14 protein-coding genes are annotated in these 19,941 nt (G+C 50.2%); 8 read left to right on the forward strand and 6 right to left on the reverse strand.

All coding sequences use genetic code 11. From position 1 onward, the window contains the following. Positions 1-482: 482 nt before the first annotated feature. Complete coding sequence (locus tag ACQ3G7_RS03450) at positions 483-1,109, reverse strand: TetR/AcrR family transcriptional regulator (RefSeq protein WP_430888843.1); 627 nt, start codon at positions 1,107-1,109, stop codon at positions 483-485. 55 nt (positions 1,110-1,164) lie between these two features. Here ACQ3G7_RS03450 and ACQ3G7_RS03455 point away from each other — a divergent pair, with 55 nt between their 5' ends. From ACQ3G7_RS03455 to ACQ3G7_RS03480, 6 genes are all read left to right on the forward strand, one after another. Then, positions 1,165-2,322 (forward strand): efflux RND transporter periplasmic adaptor subunit, encoded by a 1,158-nt coding sequence (locus tag ACQ3G7_RS03455; RefSeq protein WP_430888844.1) that lies wholly within the window; start codon positions 1,165-1,167, stop codon positions 2,320-2,322. 9 nt (positions 2,323-2,331) lie between these two features. Next, the gene (locus tag ACQ3G7_RS03460) at positions 2,332-5,466 is read left to right on the forward strand and encodes an efflux RND transporter permease subunit (RefSeq protein ID WP_430888845.1); all 3,135 of its coding nucleotides are present in this window, start codon (positions 2,332-2,334) and stop codon (positions 5,464-5,466) included. Positions 5,467-5,571: 105 nt separating this feature from the next. Further along, positions 5,572-6,201 carry a TetR family transcriptional regulator gene (locus ACQ3G7_RS03465; RefSeq protein WP_430888846.1) on the forward strand — a complete coding sequence of 210 codons (630 nt, stop codon included), beginning with the start codon at positions 5,572-5,574 and terminating at the stop codon, positions 6,199-6,201. After that, positions 6,194-7,093 carry a helix-turn-helix domain-containing protein gene (locus ACQ3G7_RS03470; RefSeq protein ID WP_430888847.1) on the forward strand — a complete coding sequence of 300 codons (900 nt, stop codon included), beginning with the start codon at positions 6,194-6,196 and terminating at the stop codon, positions 7,091-7,093. The genes ACQ3G7_RS03465 and ACQ3G7_RS03470 overlap by 8 nt, the downstream gene beginning before the upstream one ends. Positions 7,094-7,200: 107 nt before the next feature. Continuing rightward, on the forward strand, positions 7,201-8,595 hold the full coding sequence (locus ACQ3G7_RS03475) for an efflux transporter outer membrane subunit (RefSeq protein ID WP_430888848.1): 1,395 nt from the start codon (positions 7,201-7,203) through the stop codon (positions 8,593-8,595). 73 nt (positions 8,596-8,668) lie between these two features. Then, entirely contained in the window at positions 8,669-9,289 is a 621-nt protein-coding gene (locus ACQ3G7_RS03480; RefSeq protein ID WP_430888849.1) for a TetR/AcrR family transcriptional regulator, read from the forward strand. A 398-nt stretch (positions 9,290-9,687) separates the two neighbouring features. Here ACQ3G7_RS03480 and ACQ3G7_RS03485 read toward each other — a convergent pair whose 3' ends face one another. The 5 genes from ACQ3G7_RS03485 to iolD all read right to left on the reverse strand — a co-directional run bounded on the left by ACQ3G7_RS03485 (position 9,688) and on the right by iolD (position 16,508). Continuing rightward, positions 9,688-11,193 carry a sugar porter family MFS transporter gene (locus tag ACQ3G7_RS03485; protein WP_430888850.1) on the reverse strand — a complete coding sequence of 502 codons (1,506 nt, stop codon included), beginning with the start codon at positions 11,191-11,193 and terminating at the stop codon, positions 9,688-9,690. Between the two features lie 448 nt (positions 11,194-11,641). Further along, positions 11,642-12,541: a myo-inosose-2 dehydratase gene (iolE, locus tag ACQ3G7_RS03490; protein ID WP_430888851.1), complete on the reverse strand. Its 900-nt coding sequence runs from the start codon at positions 12,539-12,541 to the stop codon at positions 11,642-11,644. A 32-nt stretch (positions 12,542-12,573) separates the two neighbouring features. Continuing rightward, positions 12,574-13,458: a sugar phosphate isomerase/epimerase family protein gene (locus tag ACQ3G7_RS03495; protein ID WP_430888852.1), complete on the reverse strand. Its 885-nt coding sequence runs from the start codon at positions 13,456-13,458 to the stop codon at positions 12,574-12,576. 38 nt (positions 13,459-13,496) lie between these two features. Next, complete coding sequence (gene iolG, locus ACQ3G7_RS03500) at positions 13,497-14,510, reverse strand: bifunctional inositol 2-dehydrogenase/D-chiro-inositol 1-dehydrogenase (RefSeq protein ID WP_430888853.1); 1,014 nt, start codon at positions 14,508-14,510, stop codon at positions 13,497-13,499. Between the two features lie 57 nt (positions 14,511-14,567). Then, positions 14,568-16,508 (reverse strand): 3D-(3,5/4)-trihydroxycyclohexane-1,2-dione acylhydrolase (decyclizing), encoded by a 1,941-nt coding sequence (iolD, locus tag ACQ3G7_RS03505; RefSeq protein WP_430888854.1) that lies wholly within the window; start codon positions 16,506-16,508, stop codon positions 14,568-14,570. Positions 16,509-16,999: 491 nt separating this feature from the next. On the opposite strand from iolD, the gene ACQ3G7_RS03510 reads away from it, so the two are divergent. Together ACQ3G7_RS03510 and ACQ3G7_RS03515 are read left to right on the forward strand one after the other, a co-directional pair. Next, on the forward strand, positions 17,000-18,913 hold the full coding sequence (locus ACQ3G7_RS03510) for a bifunctional 5-dehydro-2-deoxygluconokinase/5-dehydro-2-deoxyphosphogluconate aldolase (protein ID WP_430888903.1): 1,914 nt from the start codon (positions 17,000-17,002) through the stop codon (positions 18,911-18,913). 145 nt (positions 18,914-19,058) lie between these two features. Next, positions 19,059-19,901, forward strand: coding sequence for a MurR/RpiR family transcriptional regulator (locus tag ACQ3G7_RS03515; RefSeq protein ID WP_430888855.1), 843 nt, complete (start codon positions 19,059-19,061; stop codon positions 19,899-19,901). The last annotated feature ends 40 nt before the right edge of the window (positions 19,902-19,941 follow it).

Below are 19,941 nucleotides of genomic sequence, written 5' to 3' on the forward strand. Positions count from 1 at the left end.
TTATGGACTATATTCTCATTGGGAGAAAACCTGATAATGTCCGTTAATGCGCTAATTCATCTGAAATGACGTTTTCAGACTCAGAACTCTTTATCAGTGACATGAAGTCAGATATCGTGGTTGACTTTTAATGATATTAAAAGTAATTCATTGAGTTTGTTCACTAAAATACCATGCGATGGCAATCTCAGTTTAGATGGGAATGTGAGGATGGCGAAATGATTTGAATGTTAATAATTATCCACCCACATATGCATTGCGAGAGCACAAAATATTCATCACCATCGTTCACAATTGCGTTATGCTGATTACGAGCGAATTCTTCATTGTGTCACTGACTCATCCCGCCATTGCTATTTTTTAATGGCGGTTTTTTTATGACTTAATTGATATGTCTATTCTTGAATAGCATAAATGCGTTACATTTTGCCCTCTAAAGTGAGGGCAGGGTGTTTTATTCAATATTGCTGAATGACTAAGGTCTAATACTCTTTAAAAAAGAGGTCGATAACGTTATTTATCATATCAATAAGCATTTCTTTATCTCCTTTCTCATCATGAGATTGTAATGCAGTACGCTGCGATAATCCTGCAAAGATGGATGCAATGATATCCATACGCGTGCGTAGCTGCTTAATTTCATACTCATCATTTTTTTTGGTTTTTTTAAGTAATTGCTCATTGAACCTGTTGCCAATGGTGTTATGGGACACCTGCAGTACTCGTGAAACGTTAGGGTTTCGCGCCGCTTCAGCAGCAATTTCGAGCCATAAGCTAATAAACTCTGGAGAGGTATGAAGCTCAACCATGCGTGCCGTTAGCTTTTTAAGCGTCACGGCGAGTTTTTCATCGGCTGGAGACAAGGCAATATCATTAATCAGTTCAAACATGGTGCTTTCCTGTTGTGCTACCAGGGCTTCCACGATGGCTTCTTTGTTAGCAAAATGATAATAAATGTGTCCGGGGCTCATACCGGCCTCTTTCGAAATTTTTGCAATACTGCATCCATGAAACCCCAGGTCACGGAAACATTTGGCCGCCGCATCAAGTACTTGCTTTCTCCTGTCTTTGCTTTTCACGCCAATTTCTTCGTCCTGTATGTTGCTCATTTGTTAACCCCTTTAATATCTCTTGCAAGTCTTATTTTAGTATGAATATACTAGAATGAACATTCAAACTACAGAGAGAACACTCACAATGTTTGTGCTTTTTCGTCCTGCATACCCGGCGCTGTCAGTACTTTTGTCGCTTGCACTCCTCGGATGTGATAAGCCACAGCGGCCAGTACAAAATTCGGTTCCTGAAGTGGGCGTTGTGACGGTAACCGCAGCAAACGTCACGTTGACGACTGAACTCCCAGGCCGTACCTCGTCTTTCAGGACGGCTGAAGTGCGTCCCCAGGTTGGCGGCATCCTTCAGAAAAGGCTGTTCGATGAAGGAACAATTGTTGAAGCCGGTCAGGCATTGTATCAGATTGATCCGGCTCCTTACCGGGCAACGCTTGCCAAAGCAGAAGCTAACCTTGAGTCATCAAAACTTTTAGCTCAACGATATGATCGCCTGGTGAAAACGGGAGCAATAAGCCATCAGGATCGGGATGATGCACGGTCGACCTGGCTACAGGCGCAAGCTGATGTTGACACCGCACGCATTGATTTAGGTTACACAACGATCACCGCGCCAATATCTGGCCGCATCGGGCGATCTTCCGTTACTCAGGGAGCGTTGCTGACCGCCAATCAGACCACTGCTCTTGCAACCATCCAGCAGCTTGATCCTATTTATGTCGATATTCCGCAATCTTCAACGGCTCTTCTTAAACTGCAGGATGAATTTGCCGCAGGCCGCTTGAAACGAAATGGCGACCAGCAGGCTGAAGTCAAACTCACCCTCGACAATGGCACTGAATATTCGCATCCGGGCCGTATAAAACTGTCAGAAGTAACAGTAGATGAAAGTACGGACTCTGTAATTATACGTGCCGAGTTTCCTAATCCGGACGGGCGGCTGCTGCCAGGTATGTTCGTCCGCGCCAAATTACAGGAAGGGGTGAGCGAGAATGCCCTGCTTGTTCCACAAAGAGCAATCGCCCGCGATCCGACTGGACAGGCTTCGGCTCTTGTCGTTGGCAAAGATAGCAAGGTGATCCGCAAAACGGTTGTAACCGATCGCGTTGTCGGTAATCAGTGGTTAATACGAGACGGGTTGCAAAGTGGGGATCGGGTCATTGTGGATGGGACACAAAAAGCCCAGCCAGGTAGTGAAGTCAGGATTGCTCAGACTACTCCTCCTTCGCCTGAAGTCGCTAATCAGCCTAAGTAAGGAGCCGTAATGTCACGTTTTTTTATTGACCGTCCCGTACTTGCATGGGTTGTAGCCATCATTATTATGCTGGCTGGCGCGCTTTCTATCATCAAGCTACCTATTAACCAGTACCCTAATATTGCTGCTCCTGCGATTGCTGTGACCGGATCTTATCCAGGCGCATCGGCAGATACCGTTCAGGATACTGTGGTGCAGGTTATCGAACAGCAACTGAATGGCCTTGATAATTTGCGCTATCTAAAATCTGAGAGTAATTCGGATGGCTCATTCACAATTACTGTCACCTTTAATCAGGGAACAGATCCGGATATTGCCCAGGTACAGGTACAAAATAAGCTATCGCTGGCAACCCCTTTAATACCGGATGAAGTTCAGAACCAGGGGATCCGCGTTGCTAAATACCAGATTAACTTTTTAATTCTTGCCGGACTTGTTTCAACCGATGGTCGTATGAGCAGCTTTGACCTCGGTGATTATCTGGTTTCTAACATCCAGGATCCTTTAACCCGTATTACCGGTGTGGGGGATTTCACTATGCTGGGGTCCCAGTATGCGATGCGTATCTGGATGGATCCGAATAAGCTGAATGGATATAAACTTACCCCGTTGGATGTCAGCTCTGCTATTCAGGCGCAAAACGTACAGGTATCCGCGGGCCAGCTAGGCGGTTTACCAACCAATGAAAATATTGAACTGAGTGCTACTGTCATTGGCAAGACCAGATTCACCACGCCTGAACAATTTGAAAATATACTCCTGAAGGTTCAGCCCGATGGATCCCGCGTGTTACTTAAGGATGTGGCCAAAGTAAAACTGGGATCCGAGAATTTCTCAATACAGTCAAAATACGGGAAAGATCTTCCCAGTACAGCTATCGCATTACGCCTGGCAACTGGTGCCAATGCGCTGGACACCATTAAAGCTGTCAAGGCAAAGCTGGACGAGCTTAAGCCGGGTTTACCGGAAGGCGTGGAGATTATTTATCCTTACGATACGTCTCCTGTTATAAGTGCCTCAATAGAGGGAGTGGTACATACCCTTATTGAAGCCATCGTCCTCGTTTTTGTCGTGATGCTGCTTTTTTTGCAAAACTGGAGAGCAACACTTATCCCTACACTCGCCATTCCGGTTGTTTTACTGGGCACGTTTGGTGTCATGGCGGCGTTCGGATTTACAATTAACATATTAACCATGTTTGGCCTGGTATTGGCTATCGGGCTTCTTGTCGACGATGCCATAGTGGTTGTGGAGAACGTCGAGCGACTGATGGAAGAAGAAAAGCTTCCGCCGCTTGAAGCGACCCGAAAATCGATGGAGCAGATTTCGGGTGCTCTGGTTGGTATCGGTCTGGTTCTTTCTGCCGTATTTCTGCCGATGGCGTTTTTCGGCGGTTCAACGGGTGTGATTTATCGCCAGTTCTCTATCACCATTGTTTCTGCGATGGCGTTGTCGGTGCTCGTTGCGCTCATTTTTACTCCGGCATTATGCGCAACGATCCTGAAACAAACGCATCATGGTGCGCAGGCTAAAAAGGGATTTTTCGGCTGGTTTAACCGTAAATTTGAACGCGGCACCTCGCTTTATCGCAATGGCGTCGAACGTACATTGAGGGCCAGAAAACGAGCGATGCTTTTCTTTCTGGCAATCATCGCTTTACTTGTGGCGTTATTCCCGCAGATACCGACATCATTCCTGCCTGATGAAGATCAGGGAAATCTCTTTGTTCAGGTGCAGATGCCGCCAAACAGCAGTGCGGAGCAGACCCAGAAAGTATTAACCAAAATATCGGAATATTTTCTGACCCAGGAAAAAGACATGGTTGCCACGACAATGCTGGTCAATGGATTTAACTTTGCAGGGCGTGGTCAGGGTTCCGCTATGGTATTTGTGGGACTTAAGCCATGGAATGAAAGGAAAGGTTCGGTATTTGAACTGGCTGGCAGGTCAATGGGGTATTTCAGCACAATAAAAGAGGGAACGGTTATTTCTTTCGCCCCCCCGGCGGTGATGGAATTGGGTAATGCCACTGGTTTTAACCTGTTTATTCAGGATACAACCGGCGGCGGCCATGAAAAATTAATGCAGGCACGGAATATGTTTCTCGGGATGGCGGCCCAAAATCCCGCACTGCAAATGGTTCGGCCCAACGGCATGAATGATGAGCCACAATATCAAATTCTGATTGATGACGAGAAAGTCCAGGCTCTGAAACTCAGTCTCTCTGATGTAAATAACACGATGTCCGCCGCCTGGGGGTCAACGTATGTTAATGACTTCAATGATCGCGGACGTGTTAAAAAAGTTTATATCCAGGGGGAAGCCAGTTCACGTATTTCTCCGGAGGATTTCGATAAATGGTACGTACGTAACAGTGACGGGGAGATGGTCTCATTCTCGTCGTTCGCCAGCGGGAAATGGACCTATGGTTCCCCGAAACTGGAGCGTTATAACGGTTTACCGGCAGTTGAACTGCTTGGCGAACCCGCACCGGGTTATAGCTCCGGGGATGCGATGAAGGCGGTGGAAGAGATCGCGGCAAAATTGCCACCCGGCTTAAATGTTGCCTGGACAGGTCTTTCATTTGAAGAGCGTCTTTCAGGTTCGCAAGCACCGGCGCTTTATGCACTGTCTCTGATAATCGTATTCCTTTGTCTGGCTGGCCTTTATGAAAGCTGGAGTATTCCTTTCTCGGTAATGTTAGTCATACCGCTGGGGGTTATTGGCGCTGTCAGTGCGACCCTTTTACGTGGACTGGGGAACGATGTTTTCTTCCAGGTAGGGTTATTAACGACGATTGGTCTGTCCGCAAAGAATGCAATATTAATTGTTGAATTTGCGCGCGATCTTCATGAGAAAAAAGGAATGTCATTTTCGCAGGCAGCCATTGAGGCAGCCAGAGTTCGTTTACGACCGATTATTATGACATCACTGGCATTTATTGTTGGTGTTATTCCTCTCGCGGTTGCTTCGGGAGCAAGTTCCGGAAGCAAGCATGCTATTGGTACAGGCGTGGTGGGAGGGATGCTGACAGCGACTGTATTAGCTATTTTTTATATCCCGCTGTTTTATGTTCTTGTTGCTGGTTTTTTTACCAGGAACAAAAGCAAAAAAGAAGCATTAACTATTGCTGAAGAAAAATAGCTGTACGTAAGGTATTGGTATCCGTCAGGGATACCAATACTAAAATCCTCAATCTGCACAGTAATATTTATACGATACCTTTTAATTTATTCTGGAGGCTTGCAAATGGCCAGACGAACCAAGCAAGATGCTGAAGAAACCCGCGAGCATATTCTGGATGCGGCTGAGCAATGCTTTCGGGATTCGGGTATTTATCGCACAACGCTACAGATGATAGCAATGAAAGCTGGCTGTACACGAGGGGCTATTTACTGGCATTTCAGGGAAAAGAATGATCTTTTTAAACAGGTTATTGAGCGCACGCCGCTCTTACTTTTTACGGAAGTTGAAGATCTTGTAATGCGTGCTGAATCTGTTATGGCGTTACGCCACTGTTTGTTAAGGGAAATTGAATGTGTTAAGAGAAATAAACATCTTCGAAATGTTATCGAGATGACTGTCTTCCGCTGTGAATATCCTGATGAAGTAAATGATCATGATATTCTGGTGGGGGATAAGATGGATAAGTTATTCGTCATGATAGATTCTGTTTTATCAGAAGCCCAAAAAAAGGGAAGGATTCATGCTGATATTTCGACAACAATACTCAGCTCGATGATTTTCTATGTTTTTATGGGGGCGCTCAGGTCGATAGTGATGATGCCAAACGATACTTTGCTTTATCGTTACTCTCAATCAGCGCTGGATTTCGCTTTTGATATGGCTATCGGGAATAAGGCGGTGTGTAATGAATAATGATTTTATTTATGATCTTACCGAATGGATAGAATCTCAGCTCGCGTCAAAATTATCCCTGGACATGGTGGCGGCTAAGTCAGGATATTCGAAATGGTATTTACAGCGAGTTTATCATGAGCTGACGGGGGTCACTCTTAGTCGCTATATCAGGCAAAGGAAGTTATCCTCTTCAGCTGTTGAGTTGCAGTTGACCGGAGCACAAATCTTCGATATTGCTTTGAAATATGGCTTCACTACGCAGCAGGCTTTCACCCGTTCATTCAAAAGTTACTTTCATCAGACACCTGCAAAATACAGAAATAATAATGAATGGGATTGCTCACAACTCTACCCGCCATACCAGAGGATAATACATCCGGTACCCGAGCCAGACATAATTTCATTGCCGGAACAAATTTTTCTCGGCACTGGGCACTCTTTTCCTTGTGCTTTTGAAGATCTCGGTAAGTTCAATATCGATGTGCGAGTGAATTTTTTTAACAGGTATCTCAGGGATTGCCAGGTACTACCTTCTTATGTCTACGGCATCAGTCGTTTAGAACCAGATATTGCAGTAAATTCAGGCATCGTTATAAAGTACTTTACTGCAATAGACTCTCATGATTTATGTTCTGTAAATAATAGAGTACAAAAAATAATAATTCCTGAAGGTAATTATGCTCAATTTAATTACTCAGGTACAAAAGCCGGGTTTCAGCAATTTATCATGGACGTGAACCGTTATCATTTGCCCAGATTAGATATTACAAGGAGAAAGGGTAATGATATAGAGCGTTATTTCCTTTCTGAGCCGAAGAAATATGCATTACATTCAAGTTTTATAACTTGTAGCTATTTAGTGCCATGTTTGGATGTATTACATAAATCTGATTCAGGCAGATTTATGTAATACGATTTTTAAATCGACAGCTTCAAATAGCCAGGCGGGCTTTCTGTGATAGTCACCCGGCCTGGAATGCAGACATTGTAATATGATTATCCTCAGAAGGACAGGTTATGAAGAAACATCTATTTATTGTTATACCGGTACTCTTCAGTCTGACGGCCTGCAACCTGCAGCCTAAGTATGAACGCCCACCTGTACCTGTTTCCGGGAAATGGGAGAGTAATACGTACAGGAATAAAACTTCAGATCTCGCATGGCAAAATTTTTTCGATGATGATACGTTAAAACGACTGGTAGAATTATCCCTCAAGAATAATCGAGATCTCAGAGTGGCTGCTTTAAATATTGAATCAGCCAGGGCACAGTACAGGATTGAAAGAGCCGCCTTATTTCCAACATTAGAGGCTAATGGTAGTCAGACTTCTGCTCATCTGCCGGGTAATCTGTATTCAACCCAGACTTCCGGGCCTGTGTCATACCAACAGTATGAAGCGAATCTTGGTGTAACATCCTGGGAAATTGACTTCTTTGGCAGGCTCAGGAGTTTGAAAGCACAGGCGCTTGAAAATTATCTTTCGACTGAGGCTACTTCTCACGCCACACAAATTAGTCTTGTATCAGAGGTCGTATCGGGCTATTTGACCCTGTGTGCTGATAAAGATTTACTTAAACTCGCAAGTGATACAGCGAATAGTCAACGTAAAACGTATGACCTGACTAAACAACGGTATGCGACGAACATCGCAAATGAACAGGATCTTGCTCAGGCGGAAACGTCATTAAGAAGCGCTGAGGCTGAAGTTTATCAATACACGCGGCAGGTTAAACAGGATACAAATGCTTTGCAGCTATTACTGGGTACTAATGTACCGGTCAATATTGTAGAAAATGCGACTTTACTTAAAACATGGAATTTCCCGGCGTTGCCTGACGGAATATCATCAGAAGTTCTGACAAACAGGCCGGATATCATCGCTGCCGAACATACCCTTAAGGCAGCTAATGCGAATATTGGCGCTGCCAGAGCCGCTTTCTTTCCTACCATCAGCCTTACTGCTTCCGGAGGTTCTGCTTCAGATAGCCTTGGACATTTGCTTGAAGGGGGCACGGCTGCCTGGTCATTCGTTCCCAGCATAAGTGTGCCAATATTTGATGGCGGAAAAAACAAGGCCAATCTTGACGTTGCAGAAATTTCCAAAAGAATTGAAATAGCAAATTATGAAAAAGCGATACAGCAGGCATTTAAGGAGGTTTCAGATGCCTTAGCGGGTCAGGCGACCTATAAGCATGAACTGGCCGCCCGGATGCAAGACACTGCGGCAAATCAACGTTATTACACTCTGGCAAATAGTCGATACCAGGAAGGTGTTGATGGGTATCTCAATGTCCTTGTCGCTGAGCGTTCTTTATTTCAGGCAAGGAAAACTGAAATTTCGACTCGTTTAAGCGAGATTACACAGCAGGTGACCCTTTATAAAGTGCTCGGTGGTGGCTGGAAAGCATAGCTCCTGAATAAAGAAATGACGGCAAGTTGCCGTCATTTAATTTTTCATTATATCTTTAGCTTGAGACGGCCGAATGAAATCAGCTAATAATGTTAGTTCATCATCTGAAATGAAAAGGCTTTATTTAACTGAGGTGGTTACTCACTGCATCCGGGAAAAGGGAATCAGTGGCACTTCTATGTCAGATATCTGTCATCGCTCTAATATGAGCCCGGGGAATATATATCGTTATTTTAATGGAAAAATGGACATGGTGCATGCCTCACTTAAGCTTAATTTCTCCCGACAAATTATGTTGCTGCCAGACATATACGCTCAGAACAATCCACTGGATTATATATTGAAAGCTAATTTCATTGGTTCAAATCATCCACTCCATTTGATCTATGACGTGAAGACCGTTTTTTGTATAGAAAAAATGTACTATAAAGATCTGGCGCGAGTTTTTAACCGTGAAACTCATCAACTCCTGGAAAGTCATCTAACCAATATAGTAAATCATAATAACTCAATAAATTTAAAAGAGGCCAGGGGAATGGCGGAAATTGTTGAGTTTTTTATCACCGATACTACTATGAAAAGGAATTCACAAAAAATGAAAGATAAAGAGATGCTGGTTTTTTATGAAAGTTTAATCGATGCTTTCACTTGTTCCAGCATAATGACTTGTTGGTTAAAAATAAAAAGGGGTTAGTATGATCATGCTAAATCCTGTGTCTTTGTCAACCGCCTTGCAGGAAGGTGTTGATCAGTGTTGTAAAATTGATAGTGGGTTTACTTATTGATTTTGAATAATTGTTCAGAGTTTTGCTCGTTATAATGAAAATATTACTCGCGGTGGTTTTATTCAAACAAGCTGGTGTTATACGGACGGTATAATTCACGGTCAGAAATGATGCAGGATGCGTTATCGTCAACCCCGCCGCGCTGAGCAATAGACAACACCGACAGGCCAGTTGTGTGAGGATTTACTGAATATTCTTCAGATTGCCCTCGAGCTCGCCCGCGTTTCCTGTTGTTGACCCACCTTAAGAAGGGCGCGCAGTAAAAAGCCGTCGGGTGACGGCTTAGATCGGTAGAGCGGTTAGCCTGTTACAGCCGCGCTTTGTTCATCTCTGTGCCATAAGCTTTGCGTTTTTGCGCACGACGCTGCCCCTCCGGGCTGTTATCCAGCCAGTCATGCAAATAGTGCTCAATCTGTTCAAGACTGCGATTGCGGGTTTCCGGTACGCATTTGATGACAAAAGTCGCACCCACCAGCCCGACCGCAGCGAAGATAAAGAACGTGCCGGAGAGTCCCACCCAGGCGAGCAGGATCGGGAAGAAAAGCGAGATCAGGAAGTTGGCTATCCACATGGCGAACACCGCGCCCCCCATAAAAATACCGCGCAGGCGGGTGGGGAAAATCTCTGAGAGCAGTAACCAGGTGACCGGCGATAGCGCGCCCTGCTGGAAGCAGAGGAACATCAACATGCCTGCCAGCACCATATAACCGCGCAACGCATCCGGCTGACCATTGACCGTCTCCGGCAACAGAAAACTGATGGCACCGATAAATACCAGGCAGGCCGTACAGCCAAACTGACCAATCATTGTCATCGTGCGGCGGCCAATTTTGCCCAGCATCCAGATGCCGACAAACGTCATGACGACGGAAACTACCCCGTTGGCGACAGTAGCGATCAGCGCGCCGTTGTCCGACATACCGACGGCAGTCAGCACCGTGGGCGCGTAATACATAATGGTGTTAACGCCGGTCATCTGCTGGATAACCGCAATACCGATGCCAATCAGGAAGAGTTTAAACAACCACGGTGTCAGGAGTTCACGCAGGCGCGGTGTCCCCTGGGTGCGTTGCTCCTCCAGCGTCTCTTCAATCTCCATTAATTCCCAGTCAACATCCTCAGGGCGGCGTGTGCGCTCCAGTACCCGACGGGCTTCAGCAAGACGGCCTTTCATGGCGTACCAGCGCGGGCTGTCAGGCATAAACATCATACCGAACCACAACAGCACCGCCGGCACCGTTGCCACTGCCAGCATCCAGCGCCAGGTCGATTCCCCGCCCCACAGTTCATGAAATGCGGCGTTAGAGATATAGGCCAGTAATTGCCCGGAGACAATCATCAGTTCCTGCAGTGTCACTAACTGCCCGCGTTTGTGTGCTGGCGCGATTTCGGCGATATAGACCGGAACCGTCGCTGCAGCACCACCCACCGCTACGCCAAGCACCAGGCGAAAGAAAATCATCCACGACACGTCCGGTGCCATCGCGGTGCCAATGGCGCCGATTGCGAAGATGACCGCCAGGTAAATGATGATTTTCTTTCGTCCCGCAGCGTTCGCCATATGCCCGGACAGCAGCGCGCCAAAGGCAGCGCCAAACAGCAGCGAGCTGGTCACAAGGCCGGTGGTGAGCGGGGTGAGATGCAATTCGTGGCCCATAAACAGCAGCGCGCCGGAGATGACGCCGGTGTCGTAACCAAACAGCAGACCGCCAAGCGTGGCGATCAGTGCAATCACTTTGACAAACGGCGACGTCGGCGCGTTGCTGTTAGGCCCTGATGCTCTGTTAAGGGTGAGATATTGTTCTTTAGTCATAGAAGACTCCAGTAACCTGCCGTTCAGGGAAAAAAGAGGGCGCTCTTCAAGAGTGCCGGACTCTGTTGGTGATATATTCACTTTGACTTTGATTAATTTAGATCAAATGTTTCATTTGCATAAACAATGAAATTTAAGTTTTGAGCGATGTGTCATGTTTTGTTATCAATTTGTGATAACCGACACGCTGTGTCGCGTCCGAAGGTGAAGTTTTGAACATGAACGAAAAGGAATTTATTTATAATAAATTGATTTTATTGAAAATAAATGAAAGGGTCAGAATGCATACGTAAAGCGGGCAGGACAGCCATGCCCGTAGTGCGGACTGCACCAAAGGCATACAAAATGAAACGTTGTTTTCATTTAAGCTCTGTGTGAAAGAGCGGAGCCGTGACATAATCCCCTGTGCAGACGGCACAATCGTACCGCCTGCATGCGCGGTTAATGGTCAGATACCGGCGGTTTCGCGCAGGTAATGACGAGCTTTAACAGCGTATTCGAAGGGGTTAGCCAGCGCGGGATCCTGCTCTGCTTCTACCACCATCCAGCCTCGGTAACCTGCCTTATCCAGCATCTCGAAAACCGGCTGGAAATCGATCGTGCCATCGCCGGGCACGGTAAAGGTGCCTTTTCTGACGCCCGCCAGGAAAGAGAGTCCTTCACGTTTGACCTCGGCGATCACGTCCGGTCGGACATCCTTCAGGTGGACGTGATTTACGCGTGGCAGGTGTTTTTCCAGAATAGCCAGCATCGCCGCTTCGTTCCCCTCGGAATACCAGGCATGTCCGGTATCGAACAACAGGAATACCGAATCATCGACCAGTGACATAAATTTATCGATCTCTGCTGCAGTCTGGATACCGGTGCCCATATGGTGATGCAAACAGACCTGCATCCCTTTTTCAGCCGCGAGACGCCCGAGCGTATTGTAGCCCTCTGCTACGCGCGCCCATTCCTCCCCGGTAAAGCAGGGCTTATCCGGCCCCATGACCGGCAGCGTGGTGCACTGGATGCTGCCGCTCTGTTCTGAACAGCCGATCACTTTCGCACCCATCGCATGCAGGAAGTTCATATGATTGACAAAGCTGTCGAGCGTTTTTTCCCGCTCTCCCGCCGCAAAAAAGGTGCTGAACCAGGCATTGCAAATTTCAATGCCGCGGACCGCCAGCATCGGTTTAAGGATTTCAGGATCGCGCGGGTATTTGCTGCCAACCTCGCTGCCGGTGAAGCCCGCTAACGCCATTTCGCTGACCGTTTGCTGAAAGGTGTTTTCGCTGCCGAGTTCCGGCATATCATCGTTTGTCCAGCCAATCGGTGCGATGGCCAGCCTGACATGTTGCTTATTCATAGTGCGCCTCTGTGGTCGCAAGCGGCTGCGGCTTAATGGCCGAGCAGTTCACGTTCAATCAGTTCACGGGTTTCTACTGCCTGATATTTCATCTTTTCCGGGTAGCCAAACAGCGATGCCGCCACAATGGGTTCGCCGCCAACCTTAAAGGTCTGGCGGGCGAAGCCCATCTCGCGCAGGGTGCTGAACAGCGCCGGGAAGTCCACTTCACCTTCGCCCACGCCAACGTGCTGGTGGATGGCAGCATCCACGCCGGGGGGATTCATAATGTAGCGGCAGTGTTTGGTGTGATTCATCGTGTCGGCAATGAGGACATGGGATAAATCGTCCCCGGCATAGCGCAGCATTTTTTCCACTTCGCCTTTGCCTTTGTCATAGAAGAAAGTGTGCGGCACGCTGTAAACGTATTTCACGTTATCGCTGCGAAACGACTTCACGATATCCACGGTTTCGTTGTTCTCCTCGCAGAAATCCCACGGATGGGCCTGGATCTCCACGCGGATCCCTTCGCGCTCAAATATCGGTAACAGCTCTTCCATGGAGCGGTAAAACATCTCTTCGCAAATTTCGGGCTGATTCGGGTCGCCGGAAAGCTCGGTATTGATCACCTGCACATCCATTTCCAGCATGATTTCGATTAACCGCTTCCAGTTTTTCACCGCCGCCTGGCGGCGCAGCTCATCCGGGCCAGACCAGCGGTAAACGCAAATAAACGACGAGATCTCAACGCCTGTTTCACGCAGCGCATTTTTATACTCCGCCATCACTTCGCGGCTTGCTTTTGGATGTTTATAGAACGGATTGATTTGTGGGTGCGGCGACTGTTCGATGTACTTATATCCCCAATCGGCGACCTGGTGGACCATGCGGCTGATACCGAGATCCTTGATAACATCGACGTCAAAAGCGATTTTCATGGTAAAACTCCGTCGGATTCGTGGGTACAGCGCCGCGCTTAGCGCAGGTAAAAGGCCGGGCGTTCCGGCAGGCTGATCGGCTCCAGCGTGCCGCTTTCCTGCGCTTTCAGGCAGGCATCTGCCGCCACTGATGCGGCATAGCCGTCCCAGGCTGACGGGCCGCGCAGTTCACCTGCTTGTACATCGCGGATAAAAGCCTGCAGCTCAACGTCGTAGGCTTTAATAAAACGATCTTTCCAGTCCGTCAGGATGGTGGTGGAGAGTTTTGCGGTATGGCGCATCTGCACAGATGACGGCTCAGGCAGGCGGGCAACGCCATTTTCGCCCACCACTTCACATTGAATGTCATAGCCATAACGGCAGTTCACGAAGATCTCGACATCAATGAGTGTGCCTTTACGGGTTTCCAGCATTACGATTTGCGGGTCTTTAAGCTGGGCATGCGTATGCGATGTGGCGCGCGGGAAGCGAACCTGCACGGAACGGTAATCATCGTTAAGCAGCCAGCGCAGTACGTCCAGTTCGTGGATAAGCGTGCTGGTGATCGCCATGTCGGTGGTGTAATTCTCGCCGACTTCCGGGTTGCGGTGCGCGCAATGCAGCATTAACGGAGCACCGATTTCACCACTGTCGATAACCCCTTTCAGCGCCTGATAACCTTCATCGTAAGGGCGCATAAAGCCTACCTGTACCAGGCGGCGACCCGCTTTCATCTCCGCGTCGACCACGCGGCGGCAGCCTTCAGCGGTCATAGCCAGCGGTTTTTCACAAAATACCGGTTTACCAGCCTCAATGGCCGCCAGTGTGAAGGCTTCATGGGTCGGATCCCAGGAGGTGACAATCAGCGCTTCGACGTCCGGCGCGTTAATCACATCCTGCCCGTCGGCGTAGACTTCGGCTTGCAGTCCTAACGCACGGACCACGGCGTGAGCGTTATCCAGATTAATATCAGACACGGCGACCACGCGTGCTCCCTGCAAAACCTGGGTGCAGCGGCGGATATGTTCTTTGCCAATGGCGCCTGCGCCAATAACGCCTAATTTAAGCGACATAGTAATAATCTCCGGAATATCAGGGTTGAGGTAAAAGTGTGTTGGCATTGCCCGGCTTCAGTAATTGCGCGCCTGGGCGCGTTTTTCGTTAATGTGCTGCGCAACCCGCTGGATACGTGCGGACAGCGCCTGTTGTGCGACACCCACGTTCCACCAACTGCCATATTTGTGCACCATGGTTTTGGGCAGGACTTTAATGTCGATAAGGGTGCTCACCGTTGCGTGTTGCGAGGCTTCCAGCGCCTGTTTGAGTTCATCGAGGGTGGTCACGCGCCAGGTTTTGCAGCCGTAACCGGCCGCGATGGCGGCAAAATCCACCGGCACCAGCCCACCTTGTAGTTGCCCGTTTTCAGGCGAGCGGAAGCGGAATTCGGTGCCGAAACTGTTCATGCCGTGCTCCATTTGCAGGTTGTTAATACAGCCGTTAGCCATATTGTCGAGTAGCACTACGTTGATTTTTGCCCCCTCTTGCAGGGAGGTCACCAGTTCGGAATGGAGCATCATGAAAGCGCCATCACCCACCAGCGCGTAGACATCACGTTGCGGTTCGGCAAGCTTGACCCCCAGCGCGGCGTTCACCTCGTAGCCCATGCAGGAGTATCCGTATTCAACGTGGTAGGCGTTGGCGGCACGGGTACGCCAGACACGTTGCAGGTCACCTGGCAGACTACCTGCCGCCGCAACGATCACCGCATTCTCTGGCAGCCGCTCGTTGAGCACGCCCAGCACGCTGCTCTGGGTCAGGGTCGAGTCCGTCAGCTGGCGAAACTCGCGATAGACCGATTCCCGGTCGAGGTGATCATCGATTTCAGGAATAAAGGCTTTTTCCTGCCACGTGGCCTGATATACCCGCTGCGTCTCTTTCATCTGGCTATCCTGTACGCAGGCAATTTGTCCTCCCCAGCCTGCCAGCCAACCTTTATGACTGAGCGCAGCATCCAGCGCCGTCAGCGCTTCGCGCGCATCGGACAGCAGCGGAATACCGTCCAGTTTCCACGCATCAAAGTTGCTGACATTAATGTTGAGGAAGCGCACCGACGGGTGCTGAAAAATCCATTTCGATGCGGTGGTGAAATCCGTGAAACGGGTGCCGACGCCAATCACCAAATCGGCCTCTTTTGCCAGCAGATTCGCTGCCAGGCAGCCGGTTTCACCCACGCCGCCCACATTAAACGGGTGCGAGGAAAGCAGGGTGCCTTTGCCGGCCTGGGTTTCAGCGAACGGGATTTGGTAGTGTTCGGCAAACCGGGCGAGCGCTTCACCCGCGGCGGCATATTTCACGCCCCCGCCGCAGATAATCAGCGGCTTGCGGCTTGCCAGAATGGCAGCAACGGCATCATCCAACTGCGAAGCGGAAGGTGGGCGGCGATCAAGACGATGCACGCGTCTGGCAAAGAAGGCGTCCGGATAGTCCCACGCTTCGCCCTGGACATCCTGCGGTAACGCCAGAGTGACCGCGCCTGTTTCGGCCGGATCGGTTAGTACGCGCATCGCGTTAATACAGGCGCTCATAAGTTGCTCCGGCCGGGTGATGCGATCCCAGTATTTACTGACGGCGCGAAATGCGTCGTTCGTGCTGATACTTAAATCGTGACTCTGTTCAATTTGTTGCAACACCGGATCGGGCTGACGGGTGGCGAACACATCGCCGGGCAGCAGCAACAGGGGAATACGGTTTGCCGTGGCGGTGGCAGCTGCGGTGATCATATTGGCCGCACCAGGGCCGACAGAAGAGGTACAGGCGAGGATCTGTCTGCGCAGCGATTGCCGGGCAAAACCGGTAGCGGCATGCGCCATACCTTGTTCATTGCGCCCCTGGAAGAGGCGCAATTCGCCACTATTCTCTTCCAGTGCCTGGCCGATCCCCAGTACGTTGCCATGCCCGAAAATGGCGAAAATGCCTTTGACGAATTTAACGGTTTCGCCATCCACTTCCAGATACTGGTTATCAAGAAACTTCACCAGCGCCTGCGCCATTGTCAGTCTCTGCTTGCCCATCTTTCTCTTCCTTTATCAGCCAATGTCATGCAGGCGTGCACTGAACGGTCTGTCTTCAGGCCTCTCGCCTACCGGAATCTGTCTGGATTATAGGCAAACATATTTTCCATAAAAGAAGAATTCAGATGAAATATTTCATTTTGTGAGGGCAGTCATACTCTGTTTTATCCTGTCGGGTTTTCTGTGGTGGGGATTGCGAAACGGTGAAAACCGGCAACACGGTACCGTCAGATAACCCTTTAACTACTATGCTTTTCTTCTACAGGAGGCTGCAGTACAGGTATGGTAAAGTACGGGTAAGAGCGCGGTGTTTTGACGAACACAGAGTGGAATAGCCTTCACATTTTTGGTTTTTAAATTTCATATAAATTTGTAAATGAAATATTTATTTCTCATACTACGTTCAACCGTTCACCCTCAGGCTGCTTGCGGGCGTGCTGCCGGCGTACCGGCCCTCTCGTGAAGCAGGCATGCAAAAGGAAACCGTAGCGATGAATGCAGCAGTTAAGCGGCTCGATGTAATTTGTATTGGCCGGGTTGCCGTGGATCTCTATGCCAGGCAGATCGGCGCCCGACTCGAAGATGTCTCCAGTTTCGCCAAATATCTCGGTGGCTCCTCGGGCAACGTAGCTTTTGGCACCGCCATCCAGGGGCTGAAGTCGGCGATGCTGGCCCGCGTGGGCGACGAACATAACGGGCGTTTTCTGCGTGAAACGCTCCAGCGGGCCGGGGTGGATACCGAGTATTTGATCACCGATAAGCATCGTCTGACGGCGCTGGTGATGCTCGGCATTAAAGATCAGGAGACGTTCCCGTTGATTTTCTACCGCGATAACTGCGCTGACATGGCACTCACGCCTGATGACATCAACGAGGACTATATTGCCTCCTCGCGTGCGGTGGCAGTCACCGGGACGCATCTTTCCCATCCGGACACGCGCGCCGCCGTACTAAAAGCGCTGGAGTATGCGCGCCGTCATGGGTTGCGCACCGCGCTGGATATTGACTATCGTCCGGTGCTGTGGGGACTGACCTCCCCCGGCGATGGCGAAACGCGTTACGTCGAGTCGGAGCAGGTGACGCGCCAGTTGCAGGAGGTGTTGCACCTTTTCGATCTGGTGGTGGGCACAGAGGAAGAGTTTCACATCGCCGGTGGGAGCACCGATACCCTGACGGCGCTAAAAAATGTTCGCAATGCTACCAGCGCCACGCTGGTGTGCAAACGGGGGCCGATTGGCTGTGTGGTGGTTGAAGGCGCAGTGCCGGATCGCTGGGAAGCGATGCCGCTTTATCAGGGCGTACGTGTTGACGTGCTGAATGTGCTGGGGGCAGGCGACGCGTTTATGTCCGGTCTGTTACGCGGCTGGCTGCACGATGAAGGCTGGGAACAGGCCTGCCGTTACGCCAACGCCTGCGGCGCGCTGGTGGTGTCGCGGCACGGTTGCGCCCCGGCCATGCCGACTCGCGCAGAACTGGATGATTACCTGAAGCGCGCTGCGTCGTTGCCGCGCCCGGATCTCGACGAGCGCTTAAATCATCTGCATCGCGTCACGTCACGACGTCAGGCATGGTCTGAACTGTGCATCTTCGCCTTCGATCACCGCAAACAACTGGCCGATCTGGCGCAGGAAACGGGCTGCGATGAAACATGCATTCCGCTACTGAAACAGTTGCTGTTGCAGGCGGCGAAAGAGGCGGCGCAAGAAGCAGGGCTGGAAGGGCGTAGCGGCATACTGGCGGACAGCACCTATGGTCAGCGCGCGCTCAACGCGATTACCGGCCAGGGGTGGTGGATCGGCCGTCCGATTGAACTCCCCGGTTCGCTGCCGTTACGGCTTGAACATGGTGATATTGGTTCGCAACTGGCGAGCTGGCCGCTGGAGCATGTCGTTAAATGCCTGGTCTTTTATCATCCGCACGATCCGGTACCGCTGCGGGAAGAGCAGGATGCACTGCTGCTGGAAGTGTGGCGTGCCTGTAACCAGTCGGGTCATGAACTGCTGCTGGAGGTGATCCAGCCGGAGAATGGATTGCTGAAAGATCCGCAGCATTATCATGACATGCTGGCCCATTTTTACCGGCTCGGCATCAAACCGGACTGGTGGAAGCTGCCGCCGCTGGCCAGCGAGCACTGGCAGAGCATCGGCGCGCTGATTGCGCGTGAAGATCCCTGGTGTCGCGGCATTCTGCTGCTTGGCCTTGACGCGCCGCAGGCGCAGCTGCGTGAGGGCTTTGCTGAAGCGGCGATGCACCCGATCATCAAAGGCTTTGCGGTGGGGCGTACCATTTTTGGGCAACCTTCGCGGCGCTGGATGCTGGGGGAACTCAATGATGACGCGCTCATCTGTGAGGTGAAAAATAATTACCTCGCGCTTATCGGTTTCTGGCGTGAGGCTCGCCGTTGATCGCCGCGTAGGATGGCCCGGCCATCCTGCGTCTTTCTGCTTCGTGAAATGAATCGCGTATTTCATCCGGGAAAATGAAAAATTCGATTCATTTGATACACTGTCACCAGTTTCTTTTTTTCTCTCCTATTTTCAGGCTCGATACATGGCAAATAACCCAACCCAGCTCTCCATTCTGCAGGATGATATTCGTCGCCGTTATGATGAACTTAGCAAACGCCTGAAACAGGTGGCGCGCTACATTCTTGATAACAGCAACAGTGTGGCGTTCGATACCGTTGCCTCGATCGCCAAACAGGCGGATGTGCCGCCTTCTACGCTGATCCGTTTTGCTAACGCGTTCGGATTCAGTGGTTTTAACGAAATGAAACAGATGTTCAGGCAGCATCTGATGGAGGAAACCGCGAACTATACCGAACGCGCACGCTTGTTCCGCCAGACCGCCAGCGAAGAGGCCACTGCGCCGGAAACGCCGGGCGAAATCCTCAGCATGTTTACCATGGTCAATACCCAGGCGCTGCAGCAACTGGCGGTGCAGATTGCGCCAGACGACCTGGACAGGGCGGTCGCCTTGCTGGCAGAGGCGGAAAATATCTATGTTATCGGGCTTCGTCGTTCATTCAGTGTCGCCTCATACCTGACCTATGCGCTGCGCCATCTCGATCGCAAAGCGTTTCTGATTGACGGGCTGGGCGGCATGTTTACTGAGCAACTCAGCCTGGTGGGGCCGAAGGATTTGGTGGTGGCCGTCAGTTTCTCGCCTTATTCGCGCGAAGTGGTCGAGCTGGTGGAGCTGGGCGCGCAGCGCAAAGCGCGACAGATTGCGATCACCGACAGTCAGGTCAGCCCGCTTGCTGCCTTCAGCGATGTCTGCTTTGTGGTGCGCGAAGCACAGGTGGATGGTTTCCGTTCTCAGGTGGCGTCGCTCTGCCTGGCCCAGACGCTGGCTGTCTCACTGGCGCTCGGCAACACCGAAATCCCACAGTAGTCATTCAGCGCAATAAAAAACGGCCTGTCAGGGCCGTTTT

The sequence above is a fragment of the Kosakonia sp. N21 genome, from assembly GCF_050587465.1.
Lineage (GTDB): Bacteria > Pseudomonadota > Gammaproteobacteria > Enterobacterales > Enterobacteriaceae.

Coding starts and splice junctions, on each gene's coding strand:
- iolD (WP_430888854.1), bottom strand. CDS start 16,508: ATGGGCAAGCAGAGACTGACAATGGCGCAGGCGCTGGTGAAGTTTCTT.
- iolE (WP_430888851.1), bottom strand. CDS start 12,541: ATGAATAAGCAACATGTCAGGCTGGCCATCGCACCGATTGGCTGGACA.
- ACQ3G7_RS03475 (WP_430888848.1), top strand. CDS start 7,201: ATGAAGAAACATCTATTTATTGTTATACCGGTACTCTTCAGTCTGACG.
- ACQ3G7_RS03485 (WP_430888850.1), bottom strand. CDS start 11,193: ATGACTAAAGAACAATATCTCACCCTTAACAGAGCATCAGGGCCTAAC.
- ACQ3G7_RS03460 (WP_430888845.1), top strand. CDS start 2,332: ATGTCACGTTTTTTTATTGACCGTCCCGTACTTGCATGGGTTGTAGCC.
- ACQ3G7_RS03515 (WP_430888855.1), top strand. CDS start 19,059: ATGGCAAATAACCCAACCCAGCTCTCCATTCTGCAGGATGATATTCGT.
- ACQ3G7_RS03495 (WP_430888852.1), bottom strand. CDS start 13,458: ATGAAAATCGCTTTTGACGTCGATGTTATCAAGGATCTCGGTATCAGC.
- ACQ3G7_RS03455 (WP_430888844.1), top strand. CDS start 1,165: ATGAACATTCAAACTACAGAGAGAACACTCACAATGTTTGTGCTTTTT.
- ACQ3G7_RS03480 (WP_430888849.1), top strand. CDS start 8,669: ATGAAATCAGCTAATAATGTTAGTTCATCATCTGAAATGAAAAGGCTT.
- ACQ3G7_RS03470 (WP_430888847.1), top strand. CDS start 6,194: ATGAATAATGATTTTATTTATGATCTTACCGAATGGATAGAATCTCAG.
- ACQ3G7_RS03465 (WP_430888846.1), top strand. CDS start 5,572: ATGGCCAGACGAACCAAGCAAGATGCTGAAGAAACCCGCGAGCATATT.
- iolG (WP_430888853.1), bottom strand. CDS start 14,510: ATGTCGCTTAAATTAGGCGTTATTGGCGCAGGCGCCATTGGCAAAGAA.
- ACQ3G7_RS03510 (WP_430888903.1), top strand. CDS start 17,000: ATGAATGCAGCAGTTAAGCGGCTCGATGTAATTTGTATTGGCCGGGTT.
- ACQ3G7_RS03450 (WP_430888843.1), bottom strand. CDS start 1,109: ATGAGCAACATACAGGACGAAGAAATTGGCGTGAAAAGCAAAGACAGG.